Source organism: Nocardioides gansuensis (assembly GCF_003076135.1).
Lineage (GTDB): Bacteria > Actinomycetota > Actinomycetes > Propionibacteriales > Nocardioidaceae > Nocardioides > Nocardioides gansuensis.
Genome location: NZ_QDGZ01000005.1, coordinates 151,626 through 171,025 on the forward strand (window position 1 = coordinate 151,626; position 19,400 = coordinate 171,025).

General features: G+C 71.6%; 19 protein-coding genes. 8 read left to right on the plus strand and 11 right to left on the minus strand.

Annotation, left to right across the window (positions count from 1 at the left end):
• Window positions 1-26: 26 nt before the first annotated feature.
• Window positions 27-1,181, minus strand: a complete 1,155-nt coding sequence (locus tag DDE18_RS12570) for an ROK family protein (protein WP_116572622.1) — start codon at window positions 1,179-1,181, stop codon at window positions 27-29.
• A gap of 118 nt (window positions 1,182-1,299) precedes the next feature.
• On the opposite strand from DDE18_RS12570, the gene zwf reads away from it, so the two are divergent.
• From zwf to eda, 3 genes are read left to right on the plus strand one after another with little or no spacing between them, the layout of a single operon-like run.
• Window positions 1,300-2,796: a glucose-6-phosphate dehydrogenase gene (zwf, locus tag DDE18_RS12575; RefSeq protein ID WP_116572623.1), complete on the plus strand. Its 1,497-nt coding sequence runs from the start codon at window positions 1,300-1,302 to the stop codon at window positions 2,794-2,796.
• Window positions 2,793-4,655, plus strand: coding sequence for a phosphogluconate dehydratase (edd, locus tag DDE18_RS12580; RefSeq protein WP_116572624.1), 1,863 nt, complete (start codon window positions 2,793-2,795; stop codon window positions 4,653-4,655). The genes zwf and edd overlap by 4 nt, the downstream gene beginning before the upstream one ends.
• Window positions 4,639-5,280 (plus strand): bifunctional 4-hydroxy-2-oxoglutarate aldolase/2-dehydro-3-deoxy-phosphogluconate aldolase, encoded by a 642-nt coding sequence (gene eda / locus DDE18_RS12585; protein WP_116572625.1) that lies wholly within the window; start codon window positions 4,639-4,641, stop codon window positions 5,278-5,280. The genes edd and eda overlap by 17 nt, the downstream gene beginning before the upstream one ends.
• 6 nt (window positions 5,281-5,286) lie before the next feature.
• On the opposite strand, the gene DDE18_RS12590 is transcribed toward eda, so the two are convergent.
• The gene (locus tag DDE18_RS12590; RefSeq protein WP_245916660.1) at window positions 5,287-5,742 is read right to left on the minus strand and encodes a nucleoside deaminase; all 456 of its coding nucleotides are present in this window, start codon (window positions 5,740-5,742) and stop codon (window positions 5,287-5,289) included.
• Window positions 5,743-5,766: 24 nt separating this feature from the next.
• Window positions 5,767-6,252, minus strand: a complete 486-nt coding sequence (locus DDE18_RS12595; protein ID WP_116572626.1) for a tRNA adenosine deaminase-associated protein — start codon at window positions 6,250-6,252, stop codon at window positions 5,767-5,769.
• A 97-nt stretch (window positions 6,253-6,349) separates the two neighbouring features.
• Here DDE18_RS12595 and upp point away from each other — a divergent pair, with 97 nt between their 5' ends.
• The 3 genes from upp (at window position 6,350) to pntB (ending at window position 10,098) form a co-directional block, all read left to right on the plus strand.
• The gene (gene upp, locus DDE18_RS12600; protein ID WP_116572627.1) at window positions 6,350-6,991 is read left to right on the plus strand and encodes a uracil phosphoribosyltransferase; all 642 of its coding nucleotides are present in this window, start codon (window positions 6,350-6,352) and stop codon (window positions 6,989-6,991) included.
• 125 nt (window positions 6,992-7,116) lie between these two features.
• Window positions 7,117-8,649: a Re/Si-specific NAD(P)(+) transhydrogenase subunit alpha gene (locus DDE18_RS12605; protein WP_116572628.1), complete on the plus strand. Its 1,533-nt coding sequence runs from the start codon at window positions 7,117-7,119 to the stop codon at window positions 8,647-8,649.
• A 3-nt stretch (window positions 8,650-8,652) separates the two neighbouring features.
• Window positions 8,653-10,098: a Re/Si-specific NAD(P)(+) transhydrogenase subunit beta gene (pntB, locus tag DDE18_RS12610; protein ID WP_116572629.1), complete on the plus strand. Its 1,446-nt coding sequence runs from the start codon at window positions 8,653-8,655 to the stop codon at window positions 10,096-10,098.
• A gap of 18 nt (window positions 10,099-10,116) precedes the next feature.
• Here the strand turns inward: pntB and DDE18_RS12615 are convergent, their stop codons facing one another.
• The 4 genes from DDE18_RS12615 to DDE18_RS12630 all read right to left on the minus strand — a co-directional run bounded on the left by DDE18_RS12615 (window position 10,117) and on the right by DDE18_RS12630 (window position 13,966).
• A complete protein-coding gene (locus tag DDE18_RS12615; protein WP_116572630.1) occupies window positions 10,117-10,578 on the minus strand; it encodes a DUF2231 domain-containing protein in 462 nt (153 codons plus the stop codon).
• Window positions 10,579-10,635: 57 nt separating this feature from the next.
• Window positions 10,636-11,550 (minus strand): sugar ABC transporter permease, encoded by a 915-nt coding sequence (locus DDE18_RS12620; RefSeq protein WP_116572631.1) that lies wholly within the window; start codon window positions 11,548-11,550, stop codon window positions 10,636-10,638.
• Window positions 11,550-12,563 (minus strand): carbohydrate ABC transporter permease, encoded by a 1,014-nt coding sequence (locus DDE18_RS12625; RefSeq protein WP_211754533.1) that lies wholly within the window; start codon window positions 12,561-12,563, stop codon window positions 11,550-11,552. Before DDE18_RS12625 ends, DDE18_RS12620 begins: the two co-directional genes overlap by 1 nt.
• A 107-nt stretch (window positions 12,564-12,670) precedes the next feature.
• The gene (locus DDE18_RS12630; RefSeq protein ID WP_116572632.1) at window positions 12,671-13,966 is read right to left on the minus strand and encodes an extracellular solute-binding protein; all 1,296 of its coding nucleotides are present in this window, start codon (window positions 13,964-13,966) and stop codon (window positions 12,671-12,673) included.
• 141 nt (window positions 13,967-14,107) lie between these two features.
• Between DDE18_RS12630 and DDE18_RS12635 the strand changes: the two genes are divergently transcribed.
• A complete protein-coding gene (locus DDE18_RS12635) occupies window positions 14,108-15,163 on the plus strand; it encodes a LacI family DNA-binding transcriptional regulator (RefSeq protein ID WP_116572633.1) in 1,056 nt (351 codons plus the stop codon).
• Here the strand turns inward: DDE18_RS12635 and DDE18_RS12640 are convergent.
• The 4 genes from DDE18_RS12640 to DDE18_RS12655 all read right to left on the minus strand — a co-directional run bounded on the left by DDE18_RS12640 (window position 15,132) and on the right by DDE18_RS12655 (window position 18,347).
• On the minus strand, window positions 15,132-15,863 hold the full coding sequence (locus DDE18_RS12640; protein ID WP_116572634.1) for a VIT1/CCC1 transporter family protein: 732 nt from the start codon (window positions 15,861-15,863) through the stop codon (window positions 15,132-15,134). The two genes, DDE18_RS12635 and DDE18_RS12640, sit on opposite strands and share 32 nt — an antisense overlap.
• A gap of 64 nt (window positions 15,864-15,927) precedes the next feature.
• The gene (locus tag DDE18_RS12645; RefSeq protein ID WP_211754534.1) at window positions 15,928-16,566 is read right to left on the minus strand and encodes an NADPH-dependent F420 reductase; all 639 of its coding nucleotides are present in this window, start codon (window positions 16,564-16,566) and stop codon (window positions 15,928-15,930) included.
• Between the two features lie 26 nt (window positions 16,567-16,592).
• Window positions 16,593-17,168, minus strand: a complete 576-nt coding sequence (gene thpR / locus DDE18_RS12650; protein WP_116572636.1) for an RNA 2',3'-cyclic phosphodiesterase — start codon at window positions 17,166-17,168, stop codon at window positions 16,593-16,595.
• 33 nt (window positions 17,169-17,201) lie between these two features.
• A complete protein-coding gene (locus tag DDE18_RS12655; protein WP_116572637.1) occupies window positions 17,202-18,347 on the minus strand; it encodes an acyl-CoA dehydrogenase family protein in 1,146 nt (381 codons plus the stop codon).
• Window positions 18,348-18,423: 76 nt separating this feature from the next.
• Here DDE18_RS12655 and DDE18_RS12660 point away from each other — a divergent pair, with 76 nt between their 5' ends.
• Window positions 18,424-19,398, plus strand: coding sequence for a M15 family metallopeptidase (locus DDE18_RS12660; RefSeq protein ID WP_116572638.1), 975 nt, complete (start codon window positions 18,424-18,426; stop codon window positions 19,396-19,398).
• The last annotated feature ends 2 nt before the right edge of the window (window positions 19,399-19,400 follow it).

Sequence of the window (19,400 nt, forward strand, 5' to 3'; positions counted from 1 at the left end):
GCTGAAATCGAGCCGGGCAGGAGGGCCTACGCCGTGCGGGCGGCGTCCTGCAGCCGAGCGTCGACGGCCGAGGGACTGAGCACCTCGTCGAGCGCGAGGGCGGCGCAGCCGACCAGCCCGGCCCGGTCGCCGAAGGTCGCGGGCAGCACCTGCAGGTCGCGAGTCGCGAGGGCCGAGGCGCGGCCGTAGACGCTCTCCCGCACCCCCGCGGCGTACACGTCGAAGGCCGCCGCCATGTCGCCGCCGATCACGACCGCCTGCGGGTTGAGCAGGTTGATCGCGATGGCGAGCACCTCGCCGAGCTGGCGTCCGCTCTCGCGCAGCAGCGCCTTCGCGTCCGCGTCACCGGAGACGGCGCGGGCGGTCAGCTCGCGCACGTGGGAGACGGGCGGGTCGAGCCGCGACACCAGCGCCCACCCGCCGGCGACGGTCTCGAGGCAGCCGGTGTCGCCGCACCGGCACCGGAGCCCCTCGGCCGCCGGGACCTTGGTGTGCCCGATCTCGCCGGCGGCACCGAGGTGGCCGCTGACGACGCGGCCGTCCGCGATGATCCCGAGGCCCAGCCCGGTCGAGGCCTTCACGACCAGCAGGTCGTCGTACGCCGCGGCGTGGCCGAGCCGCTCCGACCGCGCGAGCACGTCGGCGTCGTTGCCGAGGTGGAGGGGGGCGGTGGTCACGGCGGCGAGGTACGGCGCGAGGTCGACGCCGTCCCAGCCGGCCATCACCGGCGAGTCGATGCTCACGCGGCGCACCGGGTCGACGGTGCCGGGCAGGCTCAGCCCGACCCCCAGGACGGGGTGCGGCACGTCGGCGAGGAGGTCGGCGAGCGTATCCGCGACGGCAGGCAGTACGGCGTCGGGCCCGGCGCCGTGCTCGTGCGCGACCTCGGAGACGCCGATCTCGGTGCCGGCCAGGTCGAAGACAGCGAGCTGGGCGCGCGAGCGGCCGATGGCCACGGCGAGCACCACGCCGGCCGTGGCGTTGAGGACCAGGCCGGCCGGGGGCCGGCCCCCGGTGGACGGGAGCTCCTCGCCCAGGAGGAGCAGCCCGGCATCCGCGAGGGCGGCGAGGCGGCTGTCGACGGCGGTGCGGGACATGCCGGTGAGGCGGCGCAGGTCCGCGCGCGTGGCAGCCCGGCCGGATCGCACCAGCCCGAGGATCTCGCCCGCCGACTCACTCATGGGATCGCATCGTAGGGCCGAAGGAGCACGGGGACATGCCACTACCACTATCACTTACGCACAAAAAAAGCCTAAGTGATGCTTGCATTGAACATACTTCGCGCCTACGGTGGACTGCATGTCCCTGCCGACCACTGAGCCCACGACCGGGCTCCCCGCCTCCGACTTCGTCGTCTTCGGCGGCACCGGCGACCTCGCGCTGCGCAAGCTGCTGCCCGCGCTCTACCACCGGGAGCGCGAGCACCAGCTGCCCGAAGGCACCCGCATCATCGGCGGATCCCGCAGCGAGCTCGACGACCACGGCTACCGCCTCGTGGTCCGCGAGGCCCTCCAGACCCACGTCGCCCCGGGCGACCTCGAGGCCGAGGCCGTCGGCCGGCTCCTCGACCGCATCCACCACCTCACCCTCGACGCCGAGACCCCCGACGACTGGCACCTGCTCCACGGCCTGCTGAAGGAGCGCCCGGACCCCGAGCGCGTCCGGGTGTTCTACCTCGCCGTCTCCCCGGCGCTCTTCGGCCCGATCTGCGAGCGGCTCGAGCAGGTCGGCGTCGTCGAGCCATCCTCACGGGTCGTGATGGAGAAGCCGATCGGCACCGACCTAGACTCCGCGCGCCGCGTCAACGACGCCGTGGGCCGGGTCTTCGACGAGGCACAGATCTTCCGCATCGACCACTACCTCGGCAAGGAGAGCGTCCAGAACCTCCTCGTCACCCGCTTCGCCAACACCTTTCTCGAGCCGCTGTGGTCCTCCCACTGGGTCGACCACGTCCAGATCACCGTCGCCGAGACGCTCGGCGTGGGGGAGCGCGGCGGCTACTACGACCACGCCGGCGCGCTGCGCGACATGGTGCAGAACCACCTCCTCCAGCTGCTCTGCCTCGTCGCCATGGAGCCCCCGACGTACGTCGGCCGCGAGACCGTCCGCGACGAGAAGCTCAAGGTGCTCCAGGCCCTCAAGCCGATGACCGCCGAGGACGTCGACCGCGACACCGTGCGGGGCGCCTACGGCCAGGGCGTCGTCGACGGCGCGGTGGTGCCGTCGTACGCCGAGGACCTCGGGCACGCGGGCAGCAGCACCGAGACCTTCGTGGCCCTCAAGGCCGAGGTGCAGAACTGGCGCTGGGCCGGGGTGCCGTTCTACCTGCGCACCGGCAAGCGGATGGACCGCCGCGTGTCGGAGATCGTGGTGGTCTTCAAGGAGCCGCCGCACGCGATGTTCCCCCATGCCTCCGGCCCCACCACGGCCAACCGCCTGCACATCCAGGTGCAGCCCGAGGAGGGCATGCGCCTGCACATGACGGCGAAGGAGCCCGGCCCGGGCGGCATCCGGCTGCGGCCGGTCTCGCTCGACCTGAGCTATGCGACCGCGTTCTCCGAGCGCTCGCCCGACGCCTATGAGCGGCTGATCATGGACACCATCCGCGGCAACCCGACGCTGTTCATGCGGCGAGACGAGGTCGAGGCCGCGTGGACGTGGGTCGAGCCGATCCTCCAGCGGTGGGCCGAGACCCCCGACCGCCGTCCCAAGACCTATCCGGCCGGCACCAGCGGGCCGACCGCCGCCGCCATGCTCCTCGAGCGTGACGGCCGGACCTGGCAGGAGCACGCATGACCCTCCACCCCGTCATCTCAGCCGTCACCGCACGGGTCGTCGAGCGCAGCGAGGCTAGTCGCGCGGCGTACCTCGACCGCATCCGCGCGGCCGCCCAGCCGACCGCCGACGCCGCCCGCGCCGGCCTCGGCTGCGCCAACCTCGCGCACGGCTTCGCCGCCGCCGAGCCGGTCGAGAAGACCGCGCTCCGCGGCCGGGTGAAGCCCAATCTGGCGATCGTCACCAGCTACAACGACATGCTCTCGGCGCACCAGCCGTTCGTGGACTACCCGCCGGTGATCAAGAAGGCGGCGATCCGCGCCGGCGGCCTCGCCCAGGTCGCGGGCGGCGTGCCCGCCATGTGCGACGGCATCACCCAGGGCCGCGCGGGCATGCAGCTCTCCCTCTACAGCCGCGACGTGATCGCGATGTCGACGGCGATCGCGCTCAGTCACGACATGTTCGACGGTGCCGTGATGCTCGGCGTCTGCGACAAGATCGTGCCCGGCCTGCTGATCGGCGCCCTGTCCTTCGGCCACCTGCCGACCGTCTTCGTGCCGGCCGGCCCGATGGAGTCCGGACTGCCCAACGGCGAGAAGGCGCGTGTGCGCCAGCTCTACGCCGAGGGCAAGGTCGGCCGCGCCGAGCTGCTCGACGCCGAGGCGGCGTCCTACCACTCGCGCGGCACCTGCACGTTCTACGGCACCGCCAACTCCAACCAGCTGGTGATGGAGGTGCTCGGCCTCCACCTGCCGGGGTCGTCCTTCGTCAACCCCGGTACGCCGCTGCGCGAGGCCCTCACGAAGGCGGCCGCGGCCCGGGCGGTCGCGATCACCCGGCAGGGCGGCGAGCCCACGCCGGTCGGCGAGATCGTCGACGAGAAGGCGATCGTCAACGCCTGCGTCGCGCTGCTCGCGAGCGGCGGCTCGACCAACCACACGATGCACCTCGTGGCGATCGCCCGCGCGGCCGGCATCCAGCTGACCTGGCAGGACCTCTCCGACCTGTCGGCCGTGGTGCCGCTGCTGTGCCGGATCTACCCCAACGGCGCGGCGGACGTGAACCACTTCCAGGCCGCGGGCGGTATCGGCTTCCTGGTGCACACCCTGCTCGGGGCCGGGCTGCTGCACGAGGACGTGCGCACGATCGCCGGCCGGGGGCTGTCGCACTACACCCGCGAGCCGCACCTGCGCGGAGACTCGCTGACCTGGGAGGAGGGGCCGAAGGCCAGCCTCGACCTTGACGTGCTGCGCCCCGCCGACGACCCGTTCGCCCCCGACGGCGGGCTCAAGGTGCTCACCGGCGGGCTCGGCACCGCGGTCATCAAGACCTCGGCGGTCAAGCCCGAGCACCGGGTCGTCAGCGCGCCCGCGCTGGTCTTCGACGACCAGGACGACTTCCTCACCGCCTTCGGCGAGGGCCGCCTCGACGGCCACGACCTCGTCGCGGTGATCCGCTACCAGGGCCCGGCCGCCAACGGCATGCCCGAGCTCCACAAGCTGACCCCTGCCCTCGGTGTCCTCCAGGACCGTGGGCAGCGGGTCGCCCTCGTCACCGACGGCCGGATGTCGGGCGCCTCCGGCAAGGTGCCCGCGGCCATCCACGTCACCCCCGAGGCGGCGCTCGGCGGGCCGCTGTCCCGGGTGCGCGACGGCGACCTGGTCACGATCGACGCGGTCACCGGGTCACTGTCGATCGACGCCGACCTGCGCGGCCGTACGCCGTCGGGCCGGGCGCTCGATGGTCCGGAGTGGGCCGGAACCGGCCGGGAGCTGTTCGCCGCCTTCCGGGCTACCGTGGGCCCGGCCGACCTCGGCGCCAGCGTCTTCCCCGGCCACCCCGTCCCCGCCCAGGAGGTCCCCGTTGTCCAGCACAGCTGAGCTCCCGGCGTCGGCGTCGGTCCTCGACGTCGTGCCCGTGATGCCGGTCGTCGTTGTCGACCGGCTGGCCGACGCGGTCCCGCTCGCGAGGGCGCTGGTCGCCGGCGGGCTGCCCGCCATCGAGCTCACCCTGCGCACCGACGTGGCGCTCGAGGCGATCCGGGCGATCGCCGCCGAGGTGCCGGAGATCCTGGTCGGAGCGGGCACGATCGTGACCCCGGCCCAGGCGGAGGAGGCGCGGGAGGCCGGGGCACGGTTCCTCGTCTCGCCCGGCGCGACGCCCGCGCTGCTGGCCGCGATGACCGCCACCGGCCTGCCGTTCCTGCCGGGCACGGCGACCGTGTCCGAGGTGCTCGCCGTCCTCGAGACCGGGCAGACCGAGATGAAGTTCTTCCCCGCCGAGGCCTCCGGCGGCGCGGCGTACCTCTCCTCGATCGCCTCGCCCGTCCCGGCCGCGCGCTTCTGCCCGACCGGCGGCATCACCGCGGCCACGGCGCCGACCTACCTCGCGCTGCCCAACGTCGGCTGCGTCGGTGGGTCCTGGATCACGCCGTCCGGCGCCGTGCGCAGCGGCGACTGGGCGACGGTCGAGCGGCTCGCCCGAGAGGCTGCCGCGCTCCGCTGACGGCCTTCAGCGGCGCTCGGCGAAGAACCCCTCGAGCAGCGCCGCCGCCTCGTCGGCGAGCACCCCGGAGACGACCTCGGGGCGGTGGTTGAGCCGACGGTCGCGCACGACGTCCCACAGCGAGCCGACGGCGCCGGCCTTCTCGTCCCAGGCGCCGAAGACCAGCCGCTCCACCCGCGCGAGCACCAGGGCGCCGGCGCACATCGTGCACGGCTCGAGGGTCACCACGAGCGTGCAGCCGTCGAGCCGCCACTTCCCGCGGGTCGCCGCGGCTTCGCGCAGGGCGGCCACCTCCGCGTGGCCGGTCGGGTCACCCGTCGCCTCGCGAAGGTTGTGACCTCCGCCGATCAGCGCGCCGTCCGGGTCGAGTACGACGGCGCCGACGGGCACGTCGTCGGTCGTGAGCGCGGCCTCGGCCTCCGCCAGGGCGAGCCGCATCGCCCCGTCCCAGGGGCCGGTCATGCAGGCGTCCTCACTCAGGCGCCCTCACGCAGAGGTGAGGCCGACGGCGTCGTCGAAGAGCTCGCCGAAGCCCAGGCGCCGGGCGATGTCGCTCAGCATCTCGTCGGGGTAGAGCTCGAAGTCGTCGATCAGCACCCCCATGTCCATCGCGTGCATGCCGAGGTCCTCCAGCAGGCCGAGGTCGCCCGCGGGCTCCTGCGCGTCCTCGTCCTCCGGAGGCGGGAGGCCGAGGAAGTCGACGGCCGACTGGGCCAGCTCCCACTCCTCCGCGGCGGTCACGTCGGAGAGCAGCACGCGCGTGGACTGCCCGGCCACCCGGACGAGGACGAAGAAGTCCTCGTCGACGGCGACCATGCCCACCGCACCCCCGTCGCCTGGCAGCCGGCGCAGTGCGTGGGCCAGTGACTCGACGGTGGCATACGCCGGCGACGCGATCTCCTGGAGCTGCCAGACGCCGTCCTCGCGGTATGCCGCCAGGGCGAAGTCGACCTCCTCGATCTGGTCGGACATCCGGTCCCCTTCGTCGGTGCGCAGCGTGCCGTCACGTCAAGCGTCGCAGACATCGTCCGCACCGCCAACCCTGTTGTCGAGGCACTAGGTTGGCGCCATGCGCACCCAGGTCGTCGACCACCCGCTCGTCTCCCACAAGCTCACCACGCTGCGCGACCAGGACACCGATTCCCCGACCTTCCGCCGGCTCTGCGACGAGCTCGTCACGCTGCTCGCCTACGAGGCCACGCGGGAGGTCCGGGTGATCGCCGCAGACATCACCACGCCCGTGTCGCCGACGACCGGGGTCAAGCTCGCGACGCCCAAGCCCCTCGTCGTACCCATCCTCCGTGCGGGGCTCGGCATGCTCGACGGGATGATGCGCCTGCTGCCGACCGCGGAGGTCGGCTTCCTCGGCATGCTGCGCAACGAGGAGACCCTCGAGGCGTCGACCTACGCCGAGCGGCTGCCGGAAGACCTGTCCGGTCGTCAGTGCTATGTCCTCGACCCGATGCTGGCCACCGGCGGCACCCTTGCGGCGGCCATCCGCTTCCTCACCGACCGCGGCGCCGACGACATCACGGCGATCTGCCTGCTGGCCGCCCCCGAGGGCCTGGCCAGGCTGGAGGCCGGCCTCGACGGGCTCGCGGCCCCGGTGACGGTCGTCACCGCTGCGCTGGACGAGCGGCTCAACGACAAGGGCTACATCGTGCCCGGCCTGGGCGACGCCGGCGACCGGATGTACGGCGTCGCGCACTGACCGGCCGCAGGTCGACGCTCTGGATCGATCAAATGTGTCAAGGCCGCGGTGGGCCTTGAGACGGGCGCCGAGCCGAAATCCCGCGCGTGTACGTTTCCCACGTCCCCAACCCTCAGGAGGCATCCGTGCGGATCGGCATCCCCCGTGAGTCGAAGCCGGGAGAGAAGCTCGTCGCGGCCACGGTCGCCACAGCCGGCCAGCTCAAGCAGCTCGGCTACGACGTCGTGGTCGAGTCCGGTGCAGGTGTCGCGGCCGACCAGACCGACGAGGCGTTCGCCGCCGCCCGGGTCGGGGTCGCGGACGCGGACACGGTCTGGTCCTCCGACGTCGTCGTGAAGGTCAACGCCCCGAACGACGAGGAGATCGCCCGGCTCCGGCGCGGCGCCACGATCATCTCGCTGATGGCGCCGGCCAGGAGCCCCGAGCTGCTCGACAAGCTGCAGGCCGCCGGCGTGACCGCGCTCGCAATGGACGCCGTGCCGCGCATCTCCCGGGCGCAGTCCATGGACGTCCTCTCCAGCATGGCCAACGTCGCCGGCTACCGCGCGGTGATCGAGGCCGCCCACGAGTTCGGCCGGCAGTTCACGGGCCAGGTCACCGCCGCCGGCAAGGTGCCGCCCGCCCGGGTCTTCGTGGTCGGTGCCGGTGTCGCCGGCCTGGCCGCGGTCGGCGCCGCCGGCGCGATGGGCGCGATCGTGCGCGCCTTCGACGTCCGGCCCGAGGTGGCCGAGCAGGTCGAGTCGATGGGCGCGGAGTTCGTCACCGTCGACATGGAGACCGAGGTCTCCGCCGACGGCTACGCGAAGGAGATGACGGCCGAGCAGGAGGCCGCCACCGCCGCGATGTACGACGAGGAGGCCAGGGCCGCCGACATCGTCATCACGACCGCGCTGATCCCCGGCCGCCCCGCGCCCAAGCTGATCACCGCGGAGACGATCGCCGGCATGCGCAGTGGCTCCGTGATCGTCGACATGGCAGCCGCCAACGGCGGCAACACCGAGCTGACTCGCACCGACGAGCGGTTCGTGACCGACAACCTCGTCACGATCCTCGGCTACACCGACCTCGCCAGCCGGCTGGCAGCCCAGACCAGCCAGCTCTACGGCACCAACGTCGTCAACCTGCTCAAGCTGCTGACCCCCGAGAAGGACGGCCAGCTCACCCTCGACATGGACGACGTGGTCCAGCGCGGCATCACCGTGGTGCTCGACGGCGAGGCCATGTGGCCCCCGCCGCCGGTCCAGGTGAGCGCGGCCCCGGCCGCCCCCGCGGCCGCCGTCGCGCCGGTGGAGAAGAAGGAGAAGAAGCCGGTCGACCCCCGGAAGAAGCTCTTCGGCGGGGCGCTCGCGGCCGTGCTCTTCGCCCTCGTCGCGGCGTACTCGCCCACGTCCTTCCTCGGGCACTTCACCGTCTTCGCGCTCGCCGTGTTCGTCGGCTACTACGTGATCTCCAACGTGGCCCACGCCCTGCACACGCCGCTGATGAGCGAGACCAACGCCGTCTCCGGGATCATCCTGGTCGGCGGCATCCTGCAGGTCGGCAGCGACAACCTCGCGGTCACCGCGCTCGCCCTCGTCGCCGTGCTGGTGGCCAGCATCAACATCTTCGGTGGCTTCCTGGTGACGCTGCGCATGCTCCAGATGTTCCGGAAGGACTGACCCGTGACCGAGTTCCTCACCTCCGAGCGGCTGCCCGGGCTCGTCCAGGCGGCGTACATCATCGCGGCCGTGCTGTTCATCGCCGCGCTGGCGGGGCTGTCGAAGCACGAGACGGCCAAGCGCGGCAACGTCTTCGGCATGATCGGCATGGGGCTGGCGCTGGTCGCCACCCTGGTGCTCGCGGCCAGCAACGCCGAGGTGCTGCCCGACCAGCGCTCGCTCGCCGTGACCCTGCCGCTGGTGCTCGTCACCATGCTGGTCGGCGGCCTGATCGGTGCCTGGCGCGCCCGCACCGTCGAGATGACCGGCATGCCCGAGCTGGTTGCGATGCTGCACTCCTTCGTCGGCATCGCCGCCGTGCTCGTGGGCTACAACTCCCACCTCGAGGCCCACGACATCGGCGGCTCGCTCGACGCGATCCACGACGTGGAGGTCTACCTGGGCGTCTTCATCGGCGCCGTCACCTTCACCGGCTCGGTCGTCGCCTGGGCCAAGCTGAGCGCGCGGATGAGCTCCAGGCCGCTCGCCCTGCCCGGCCGCCACCTGCTCAACCTGGCGATCCTGGTCGCGTCGGCGGTCCTGCTCGGCTGGTTCATGTCCGTCGACTCCGACGTCGCGCTGGTGCCGCTCGTGCTGATGACCGCGCTGGCGCTGTTCCTGGGCTTCCACCTGGTCGCGGCCATCGGCGGCGGTGACATGCCCGTCGTGGTGTCGATGCTCAACTCCTACTCCGGCTGGGCCGCCGCGGCCGCCGGCTTCATGCTGAGCAACGACCTGCTCATCATCACCGGCTCCCTGGTGGGCTCCTCCGGTGCGATCCTGAGCTACATCATGTGCAAGGCGATGAACCGCTCCTTCGTGAGCGTCATCGCCGGCGGCTTCGGCTCCGACGGAGCGGTGTCGGGGGAGGCGCGCGACTACGGCGAGCACCGCGAGGTCTTCGCCGAGGAGGCGGCCGAGCTGCTGGTCGACGCCAAGAGCGTCGTCATCACGCCGGGCTACGGCATGGCGGTCGCGCAGGCGCAGTATCCCGTCGCCGAGCTCACCGCCAAGCTGCGTGCGAAGGGCGTCGACGTCCGCTTCGGCATCCACCCGGTCGCCGGCCGCCTTCCGGGCCACATGAACGTGCTGCTCGCCGAGGCCAAGGTGCCCTACGACATCGTGCTCGAGATGGACGAGATCAACGGCGACCTCGCGAACACCGACGTGGTCCTGGTCATCGGCGCCAACGACACCGTCAACCCCGCCGCCGTCGAGGAGCCCGGCTCCCCGATCTCCGGCATGCCCGTCATCGAGGTGTGGCACGCGCGCGAGGTGATCGTCTTCAAGCGGTCGATGGCGACCGGCTACGCCGGCGTGCAGAACCCGCTGTTCTTCAAGGACAACACCCGGATGCTCTTCGGCGACGCCAAGGAGCGGGTCGAGGACATCGTCCGCCACCTCGGCTGACCCTGCGCGGGCGGCGGCTCAGCGGAGCATGCCGCCCCAGACGGCGGTCGCGCCGGAGTGGCCGGCCTCGAAGCCGGCGTAGCCCGCGAAGGCCGCTGCGCCGAGGGCCAGCACCAGGCCCGCGAGCGCGGGCACACGGGCGGCCTCGCGCACCGGCACGAGGAGGACGACCACCAGCGCGGTCCCGAGCAGGACGTAGAGCGAGATCGCCGCGAGGTCGCCGGCCGCGGCGTGCTCGGCCACCGGCGGGGGCACCTGGTCGGGGAAGAGGGCGTCGCGGAGGAACTCCCCGGCCTCCTTGGCCACATAGCCCGCACCCGCCGCGGCCGCGGCCAGGAGCAGCATGGGCCAGCGCAGCCCGACCCGCCACCTCGGCACCGCGGCGTACCCCACCAGGCAGAGCGCCGCGAGCGGGCCGAGCACGACCACGGCGTGCACGACGAGCGGATGGAGCGGCAGGTCGCCGAAGGTTTCGAACAAGGGGTGCCTCCTCGCAGTGGTCCTGCCCGCAGTCTGGCAGGGAGGGCCACGCCGAGGTCAGCCCTTGGTGCCGCCCGCGGTGAGGCCTCCGACCAGGTGCTTCTGGGCGAAGAAGAACACGATGCCCGCGGGGACCATGATCAGGATGGCGGCCGGGGTGAGCAGCTCCCAGCGCTGGTTGAACTGCGGCACGAACTGCTGCAGGCCGGCGCCGAGGGTCAGGTGGCTGTCGGTCTGCATGAAGGCGATGGCGTAGGCGACCTCGCCCCACGCGGTGAGGAAGGTGTAGAAGGCCGTGACCGCGATGCCGGGCCGGGCCAGCGGCAGGATCACCCGCCAGAAGGTGCTGAACGGACCGAGGCCGTCGAGCGACGCCGCCTCGTCGAGCTCGCGGGGGATGGTCTCGAAGTAGCCCTTCATCATCCAGGCGCAGAAGGGCACGGCGGTCGAGCAGTAGGCGATGATCAGGCTCAGCTTGGTGTCGATGAGCCCGAGGTTGGCCATGATCGTGTAGATCGGCACGATCAGGATGGCCACCGGGAACATCTGGGTGATCAGGAAGAGCCACATCAGTCCGCGCTTGCCGGCGAAGTTGAAGCGCGCGAGCGCGTAGCCGGCCGTCGCGGACATCGAGATGCCGATGACCATCGTGAACCCTGCGACGACGACCGAGTTGAGGAACCAGGTCGGGAACGGGGTGTCCAGGAGGACCGACTTGTAGTTCTCGAGGTTGGGGCTGTTGAAGAGACTGATCTCGGAGCGGCGGATCTCGCTCGGCGGCTTGAGCGAGCTGAGGAACACCCACACCACGGGGAACAGCGCGATGAGGACGGCCAGCACCAGCGTGCCGTGCAGGGCGAGCGAGGCCAGCGGGCTGCGCTCCCGGCGCTGGCGCGGCGGAGGCCCGAAGGCCTTGCGGGGCTCGGTGGCGTCACCGGTCGCGACGGCCTCGGCGGCCAGGATCTCGCTCATCAGAACACCTCTCCCTGGTTCCTGAGCATCCGTCGGTAGGCGCCGGCGAAGACCACCAGCATCGAGAGGATCAGCACGCCGTACGTCGCGGCGAGCGAGTAGTTGCGCAGGCCCTCGAAGGCCGCGCGGAACGCTCCGGTCACGAGGATCTCGGACTCTCCGGCCGGCTCGCCGCCCGTGACGAAGAAGATGATGGGGAACATGTTGAACGTCCAGATCGTGCCCAGCAGGATCACGGACGCCGAGACCGGTCGCAGGCCCGGGAGGGTGATGTTCCGGAAGCGCTGCCACGGGCTCGCGCCGTCCATCGACGCCGCCTCGTAGAGGTCGCCGCTGATCGACTGGAGGCCGCCGAGCAGGGCGACCATCATGAAGGGCACGCCCAGCCAGATGTTGGTGACGACGGCGGCGAAGATCGCGGTCCAACGGTGGTTGAACCACTCGACGGGGTCGAGACCCACCTGCGTGAGCAGCGCGTTGATGAGCCCGAAGTCGTGGTTGAACAGGAACTTCCAGGCGAACGCCGACACGAAGGCCGGCACCGCCCAGGGCACGATCAGCAGCACCCGATAGAGACCTCTGCCCTTGAACCTGCGGTTGAGCATCACCGCGAGGCCGAGGCCGATCGAGTAGTGGAACGTCACGCAGGCGAGGGTCCAGGCGATCGTGTTGGTGAACTGCAGCCAGAACTTGCCGGTCTCACCGGTGAGGATCCGCTTGTAGTTGTCGAGCCCGACGAACTCGGCCTGCTTGGGGTTGGGCTTGCAGACCTCGCCGCCGCCGAGGGTCTTGGTGCAGATCTCGGACTGCTGGTTGCCCTCGTTGAGGTTGGTGAAGGACTGGTAGACGCCCTGCACGAGGGGGAAGAACACCAGCACGCCGAGCACCACGACGGTGGGGATCACCATCGCCCAGGCGAACCAGTTGCGGTCGAGGAGGCGGCGCAGCCTGCCGCGGCCGGACTCGGGCGGCGGCGTGTGGTCCGCGAGGTCGACGGGGGCGTCGAGTGTCATGGGGGCTCCCTCGTGTACGGCGTGCGGCGGCCGTCGTGGGCCACAAAAGTCTGCGTGGGGGTGGACGTCGGGGGCCGGGCCTCAGGTCCGGCCCCCGACGCGGGGTGTCACTCGGAGTAGTCGGGGACCACGTCGGCCTTGAACGTCTTGGCAGCCTCGTCGAGAGCAGCCTGCGGGTCCTTGCCCTGGACCAGGACCTGGGTGGCCATGGTGTCGAGCGGGGCGAAGAAGAGACCGCCCTCGGGGATCCACGGACGCGGCTTGGCGACGTCGAGCGCGGCCTTCCAGGCGGCGACCTTCTCGTTGTCGGCGACCAGGTCGTAGGCACCGGCGTTGGCCGGCAGCAGGCCGAGCTCGTCGGCGATGAAGGCCTGCGACTCCGCGGAGCTCATGAAGTCGACGAACGCGATGGCGGCGTCGGCCTTGGCCTCGTCCATGCCGGAGTAGATGACGTAGTTGTGGCCACCGACCGGAGCGCCGGCCTCGACCGAGCCGGCCGGGACCGGGGCGACGCCGAGGTTCTCGAAGCCACCGAACTTCGGGTCGTCCGAGATGGCCTTGACCTCCCACGGGCCGTTGATGATCATCGCGACCTTGCCCTCCTTGAAGAGGGTCATCATCGTGCCGTAGCTGTCCGCAGCGTCGGGCTTGGGCGCCGCGCCGCTCTTCACCAGGCCGGCCGCGGTCTTGATGCCCGCTGCGGCCTCCGGCGAGTTCACCAGGATCTTCTGGGCCTCGGGATCGACCAGGTCGCCGCCCTCGCCGTAGATGAACGGCAGCAGGAAGTAGCCGCCGGAGTTGATGTAGATGCCCTTGGCGCCAGTCTTCTCCTCGATGGTCCTGGAGACCTCGGCGACCTCGTCCCACGTCGTGGGGACGTCGACGCCGGCGTCGGCGAAGAGCTTCTTGTTGTACATCAGGCCGAGGGTGTCGGTGACCTGCGGGACGCCGTAGGTCTGGTCCTCGTAGACGTTGCTGGACATGGGGGTCTCGAGGAACTCCTCGCCCTCCAGCAGCGGCGTGCCGTCGAGGGCGTAGAGGTAGCCCAGCGACGCGAACTCGGGCACCCAGGCGACCTCGGCGCGCATGATGTCGGGGGCACCGGAGCCGGACTTGGCCGCGGTCTTGAACTTGTTCTGGGCCTCGGCGAAGGGCACCGACTGGTAGTTGATCGTGACGTCGGGGTATTCCTCGTTGAACTGCTCGATCAGCTTCTCGAACGCCGGCCCCTCGTTGGTCGGGTCGGAGGTGTCCCACCAGGTCAGCTCGGCCTCGAGGTTGCCGGCCTCCGGGGCGGCGTCCGTGTTCGTGTCGGTCTCGGTGTCGCCACCGTCGCTGCCGCAGGCGGCCAGGACGAGGGCGAGCGCGGCGGTGCCGGCGATGCCGGTCAGCGTGCGGCGCATGTGTGCTCCTTGTGGTCTGTGTCACATGGTCTGGGTCACGCGGGATTCGGCTTTGTGACAGTGATCACCGGGAGGCTAGCAAGAAATCTGCAAGAAATGGAAGCCCTTGCATTGTCGCTGCAAGAGTAGTTTCATTCGCCCATGGCCACCCTTGCGCAGATCGCGACCTCGGCCGGCGTCAGTGAGGCGACGGTCAGCCGGGTCCTCAACGACAAGCCCGGCGTCAGCGACGCTGCGCGCCAGGCCGTCCTGACCGCTCTCGACGTCCTCGGTTACGAGCGGCCCGCCAAGCTGCGCCGCCGCAGCGCGGGCCTCGTCGGCCTCGTGGTGCCCGAGCTGGTCAACCCGATCTTCCCCGCGTTCGCTCAGGTCATCGAGGACGCGCTCGCGCGCCGGCGGTTCACCCCCGTGCTCTGCACCCAGGCCCCCGGCGGCATCTCCGAGGACGAGTACGTCGAGTCCCTGCTCGACCACGGCGTCGCCGGCATCATCTTCGTGTCCGGCCGCCACGCCGACACCACGGCCGACCACGAGCGCTATCGCACCCTGCTCGACCGGGGCATGCCGGTGGTCCTCGTCAACGGGTACGCCGAGGGGCTGGCCGCGCCGTTCGTCTCGGTCGACGACCGGGAGGCGGCAGAGCTGGCGGTGTCCCACCTGGTGCAGCTGGGCCACCGGCGCATTGGGCTGGCCACGGGCCCCGCGCGCTACGTCCCGTCCGCGCGCAAGCGAGCGGGCTTCGTGGCTGCGCTGGAGACCCATCTCGGGCTCTCGCGGAAGGAAGCCGAGAGCTGGATCGCCGACTCCCTCTTCACCGTGGAAGGTGGCGCCGCGGCGACCCGCCAGCTCGCCGCGCGAGGAGCAACCGCCGTGGTCTGCGCCTCGGACATCATGGCGCTCGGCGCCATCCGCGGGGCCCGCGAGCTGGGGCTGCGGGTGCCGGAGGACTTCTCGGTCGTCGGCTTCGACGACTCCTTGCTCATCGCCTTCGTCGACCCCCCGTTGACCACCGTGCGCCAGCCGGTCGCCGCGATGGGCGCCGCCGCGGTGTCCGCGCTCGTCGACGCGATCTCGGGGCAGCCGGTGCCGGCGATGGAGTACATGTTCAGGCCCGAGCTGGTGCTGCGCTCCTCGACCGGTCCCGCCCCGCTGGAACAGCGGCCGTTCAGAGCAGCGGGCCGACCAGCTGCCCGATGAGGTGGGTGACGACCATCGCGAGCACGCCACCGGCGACGTTGCGGGCCACGGCCCGGCCCGTCGGCGAGCTGCCCAGGCGCGCGCTGGCGAAGCCGGTCAGCGCGAGGGCCAGCGCCACGGACAGTCCGGTGACCCACACCCGCAGGTCGGCCGGCGACAGGGTGATCGTCAGCAGCGGCAGCAGGGCGCCGACCGTGAACGCGAGCATGGACGCGACCGCCGCCTGCCAGGGGCTGGTCAGCGCCTCGGGGTCGATGCCGAGCTCGGCCTCGGCATGGGCTGAGAGGGCGTCGTGGGCGGTGAGCTCGACGGCCACCTGCTGGGCGAGGTCGGGGCTCAGGCCGCGCTGCACGTAGAGGTCCGCCAGCTCGGCGAGCTCCTCCTCCGGCTCCTCCGCGAGCTCGGCGCGCTCCTTGGCCAGCAGCCCCTGCTCGGAGTCGCGCTGGGTGCTCACCGAGACGTATTCGCCCGCGGCCATGCTCAGCGCCCCTGCGACGAGGCCGGCCCCGCCGGCGATCAGGATCGCGTGCCGGTCCGAGGTCGCCCCCGCGACACCGGCCACGAGGCCGGCGACCGAGACGATGCCGTCGTTGGCGCCGAGCACCCCCGCGCGCAGCCAGTTCAGCCGGGCGGACACCGAGCCGTCGTGCGGCTCGTCGTCGTGCTGCCCGATGGGGGTGCCGAGTTCGTCAGCGCTCACCCCGCCATCCCAGCGCGGCGGCGTACGCCTCGCAAGCAAGGCAAGGCTGCTCTCAGTCGCCCGGTCAGTCGGCGGAGCGCACGATCCGGAGGTTGAACTGAGCGCTTCCGAGGCGCTGCACGAGCCGGAGCCAGAGCGGCATCCACATCTCCAGGCCGCGCGCCGCCTCCAGCGCCGGGAACTCGATGACGTCGCGCCAGCCGAGGTCGCGGAGCAGCCCCACCACCACGGTCCGGGCGTCGGCGTCGTCGCCCGCCACGAAGACCGTCGTGTCCTCTGGCAGCCGGTCGGGTGCCACCATGAGCGCGTTGTTGACGGTGTTGAGCGCCTTGACGACCCGCGCCCCGGGGTGGGCGCGCTGCACCTGCTCGGCGAGGCTGTCGGTGTCCTCGACCAGCAGGCTGGGCGGGAAGCCCTGGCTGAAGTCCAGCGGGTTGCTCACGTCCACGAGGACCTTGCCGGTCAGGTGGCCGGCGAGCTCGAGCGCCTCGAGCGTGCGGTCGCCGCTGACGGCGTTGACGACGACCTCGGCGCCGGCGGCCGCGTCGGCGAACGTCGCGAGCGCCAGGTGGTCGGGCCAGTCTCCGCGGGTGCGCGTGGCGCCCGGGTCGCGGGTGCCGACGACCACGTCGTGCCCGGCCGCCTGCCACGCGGAGGCGAGGGCGCGACCGACGTCGCCGGTGCCGAGGACCCCGAGCTGCATGCCTGCCATCCTGCCCCAGGGGCGGGCTAGTGGCGACGCGTCCCGAGCGGGAACACCTCGAGCACGTCGTACCTGGGGCGCTTCCGCGGGCCCTCGCCGAGGTACGACGCGACGAGGGCGATCTCGTCGAGCCGCCACGCCGGCCCGGAGTAGGCGTCGAGCAGCCGCACCCACTTGCTCACGTTGGCCGGGCGGCCGAGCCGGGCGAGCGTCAGGTGGCCGTGCCAGCGCCGGCCATCGACAGCGGCACCGGCCTTCGACGCGGCCGCGCGGGCGCCGGTGGCGAGCCGGCCGAGCTCGACGCGGTCGTCCTCGGACGCCGCCAGCGCGGCGTACAGCACCCGCGCCCGGTCGGCGTGGGGGAAGGCGCCCCCACCGGCGATCCGCAGCTCCATCGGGTGGCGGCGGGCGGCTGCCCGACCGAGCCGCTCGACCAGGTCGTCGAGGACGCGGTCGGGCACCGACTCCATGAACGCGAGCGTGACGTGCCACTGCTCGGGCAGCGACCAGCGGAAGTCCCCCGCCTCGCGGCGCGGGGAGAGGAAGGACTCGAGGTCCTCGGTGACGTCCTCCGGCGGGATCGCCGCCACGAAGAGTCTCATCGGAACGGCCTGGTCATCAGCAGCTCAGGGCCGTCACAGGCCCAGGTCGCGTCCGATCAGCTCCTTCATGATCTCGTTGGAGCCCGCCCAGATCTTGGAGACCCGGGCGTCGCGCCAGGCCCGGGCGACGCGGTACTCGTTCATGAAGCCGTAGCCGCCGTGCAGCTGGACGCAGTGGTCGAGCACCTCGTTCTGCACCTGCGAGGACCACCACTTGGCCTTGGCCGCGTCCACCGGCGAGAGCTCGCCACGGGCGTGGGACACGACGCACTTGTCGATGTAGGCCTCGGTGACCTCGATGCGCGTGAAGAGGTCGGCCAGCAGGAACTTGTTGTGCTGGAACTGGCCGATCGACTGGCCGAAGGCCTTGCGGTCCTTGGTGTACTGCAGGGTCTCGACCAGGATCTGCTTGGCGTGCGCGACGTTCGAGATCGCGCATCCGAGCCGCTCCTGGGGGAGCTTCTGCATCATGTGGATGAAGCCCTGGTTGAGCTCGCCGACGATCTCGGCGTCGGTGACCCGGACGTTCTCGAAGAAGAGCTCGGCGGTGTCGGACTCGTCCTGGCCGACCTTGTCGAGCTTGCGGCCGCGGCTGAAGCCCTCCTTGGTCGTCTCGATGCCGAACAGGGTGATGCCCTTCGAGCCCTTCTCGGGGTCGGTGCGCACGGCGGTGATCACGAGGTCGGCGGAGTAGCCGTTGGTGATGAAGGTCTTCGAACCGTTGATGACCCACTCGTCGCCGTCGCGCACGGCGGTCGTCTTCAGCGCGGCGAGGTCGGAGCCGCCGGACGGCTCGGTCATGCCGATCGCGAGGAGGATCTCGCCCGAGGCCACGCCGGGCAGCCAGCGCTGCTTCTGCTCCTCGGTCCCGAGCTCGACGAGGTAGGGGGCGGTGATGTCGGCGTGGATGCCCCAGCAGGAGCCGAGCGCCGCGTTGACCTTGTTGAGCTCCTCCACGACGACGGCGTTGAAGCGGTAGTCGCCGGCCTCGGCGCCGCCGTAGGCCTCGGGGATCTCCAGGCCCAGGAAGCCCTGCTTGCCGGCCTCGAGCCAGAACTCACGGGGGATGGCCTTGTCGACCGCGTACTGGTCGACGTGCGGGATGACCGACCGGTCCAGGAACTCCTTGACCGAGGCGCGGAAGGCCTCGTGGTCCTCGTCGTAGATGTCGCGCTTCATACTCCGAATGTTACCCGCGGGTCACCTGGTAGCGGCAGGTGTCCGGCAGGCAGTCGTGCGACGTACGGTGTCGGCCATGCGAGGTCGGGTGGCGGTCGTCGGCGTGGTGCTCTCTGGCCTGCTCGCCGCGTGCACTCCCCAGCCGCTCGTTGGTCGACCAGCGAGCGCCAGCGATCCCGGGGGTCGAGTAGCGAGCGCCAGCGATCCCGGGGGTCGAGTAGCGAGCGCCAGCGATCCCGGGGGTCGAGTAGCGAGCGCCAGCGAGCGTATCGAGACCCGTATCGAGGCCGCCTGCACCGACACGCGCAGCGACGGCACCCAGCCGTGCCCGGCGCGGGGCTTCGGCAGCCGCCCGCCGGCCTGGCTCGGCACCCGCGAGCTGCCGCGCACGGAGGCGGGGTACGGCGAGGTGCGGCCCACGCCGCCGGTGCTCCGCAACCGCCGCTGGACGCTGGCCGACCCGGTGCCGATGCTGCCGGGTCGGGGGTACGCCGCGAAGGTGGTCTCGCCGGCGCCGGCGCACGTGATCGACCGGTCGACCTGGCGGGAGGGCTGCCCCGTCGCGAGCACCGACCTCGCGTGGGTGCGGCTGACCTTCTGGGGCTTCGACGCGCAGCGGCACACCGGGGAGCTGCTCGTGCACCGCAGCGCGGCCGCCGGGATCGTCGAGGCCTTCCGGATCCTCTACCGCCAGCGCTTCCCCCAGGAGCAGGTCGTCATCGTGGAGTTCTACGACCCCGACGCGCCGCCGACCGGGGACGGCAACGGCACGGGTGCCTTCGTGTGCCGGCCCAGCACCGGCGCGTCGTACTTCTCCCAGCACGCCTACGGCCTCGCGATCGACGTCAACACCTTCCAGAACCCCTACGCCAAGGGCGAGGTGGTGCTGCCCGAGCTGGCGAGCGCCTACCTGCGCCGCAGCTGGGCCCGGCCCGGGATGGTCCTGCGCAACGGCCCGGTCGTGGAGGCGTTCGCCCGGATCGGCTGGGAGTGGGGCGGCGACTGGGACAGCCTCAAGGACTACCAGCACTTCAGCGCCAACGGCCTGTGAGG

Coding starts and splice junctions, on each gene's coding strand:
- DDE18_RS12655 (WP_116572637.1), bottom strand. CDS start 18,347: ATGAAGCGCGACATCTACGACGAGGACCACGAGGCCTTCCGCGCCTCG.
- edd (WP_116572624.1), top strand. CDS start 2,793: ATGACCCTCCACCCCGTCATCTCAGCCGTCACCGCACGGGTCGTCGAG.
- DDE18_RS12645 (WP_211754534.1), bottom strand. CDS start 16,566: ATGCAGCTCGGGGTCCTCGGCACCGGCGACGTCGGTCGCGCCCTCGCC.
- upp (WP_116572627.1), top strand. CDS start 6,350: ATGCGCACCCAGGTCGTCGACCACCCGCTCGTCTCCCACAAGCTCACC.
- DDE18_RS12595 (WP_116572626.1), bottom strand. CDS start 6,252: ATGTCCGACCAGATCGAGGAGGTCGACTTCGCCCTGGCGGCATACCGC.
- DDE18_RS12625 (WP_211754533.1), bottom strand. CDS start 12,563: ATGACACTCGACGCCCCCGTCGACCTCGCGGACCACACGCCGCCGCCC.
- DDE18_RS12660 (WP_116572638.1), top strand. CDS start 18,424: ATGCGAGGTCGGGTGGCGGTCGTCGGCGTGGTGCTCTCTGGCCTGCTC.
- DDE18_RS12635 (WP_116572633.1), top strand. CDS start 14,108: ATGGCCACCCTTGCGCAGATCGCGACCTCGGCCGGCGTCAGTGAGGCG.
- DDE18_RS12630 (WP_116572632.1), bottom strand. CDS start 13,966: ATGCGCCGCACGCTGACCGGCATCGCCGGCACCGCCGCGCTCGCCCTC.
- DDE18_RS12620 (WP_116572631.1), bottom strand. CDS start 11,550: ATGAGCGAGATCCTGGCCGCCGAGGCCGTCGCGACCGGTGACGCCACC.
- thpR (WP_116572636.1), bottom strand. CDS start 17,168: ATGAGACTCTTCGTGGCGGCGATCCCGCCGGAGGACGTCACCGAGGAC.
- zwf (WP_116572623.1), top strand. CDS start 1,300: ATGTCCCTGCCGACCACTGAGCCCACGACCGGGCTCCCCGCCTCCGAC.
- DDE18_RS12590 (WP_245916660.1), bottom strand. CDS start 5,742: ATGACCGGCCCCTGGGACGGGGCGATGCGGCTCGCCCTGGCGGAGGCC.
- DDE18_RS12570 (WP_116572622.1), bottom strand. CDS start 1,181: ATGAGTGAGTCGGCGGGCGAGATCCTCGGGCTGGTGCGATCCGGCCGG.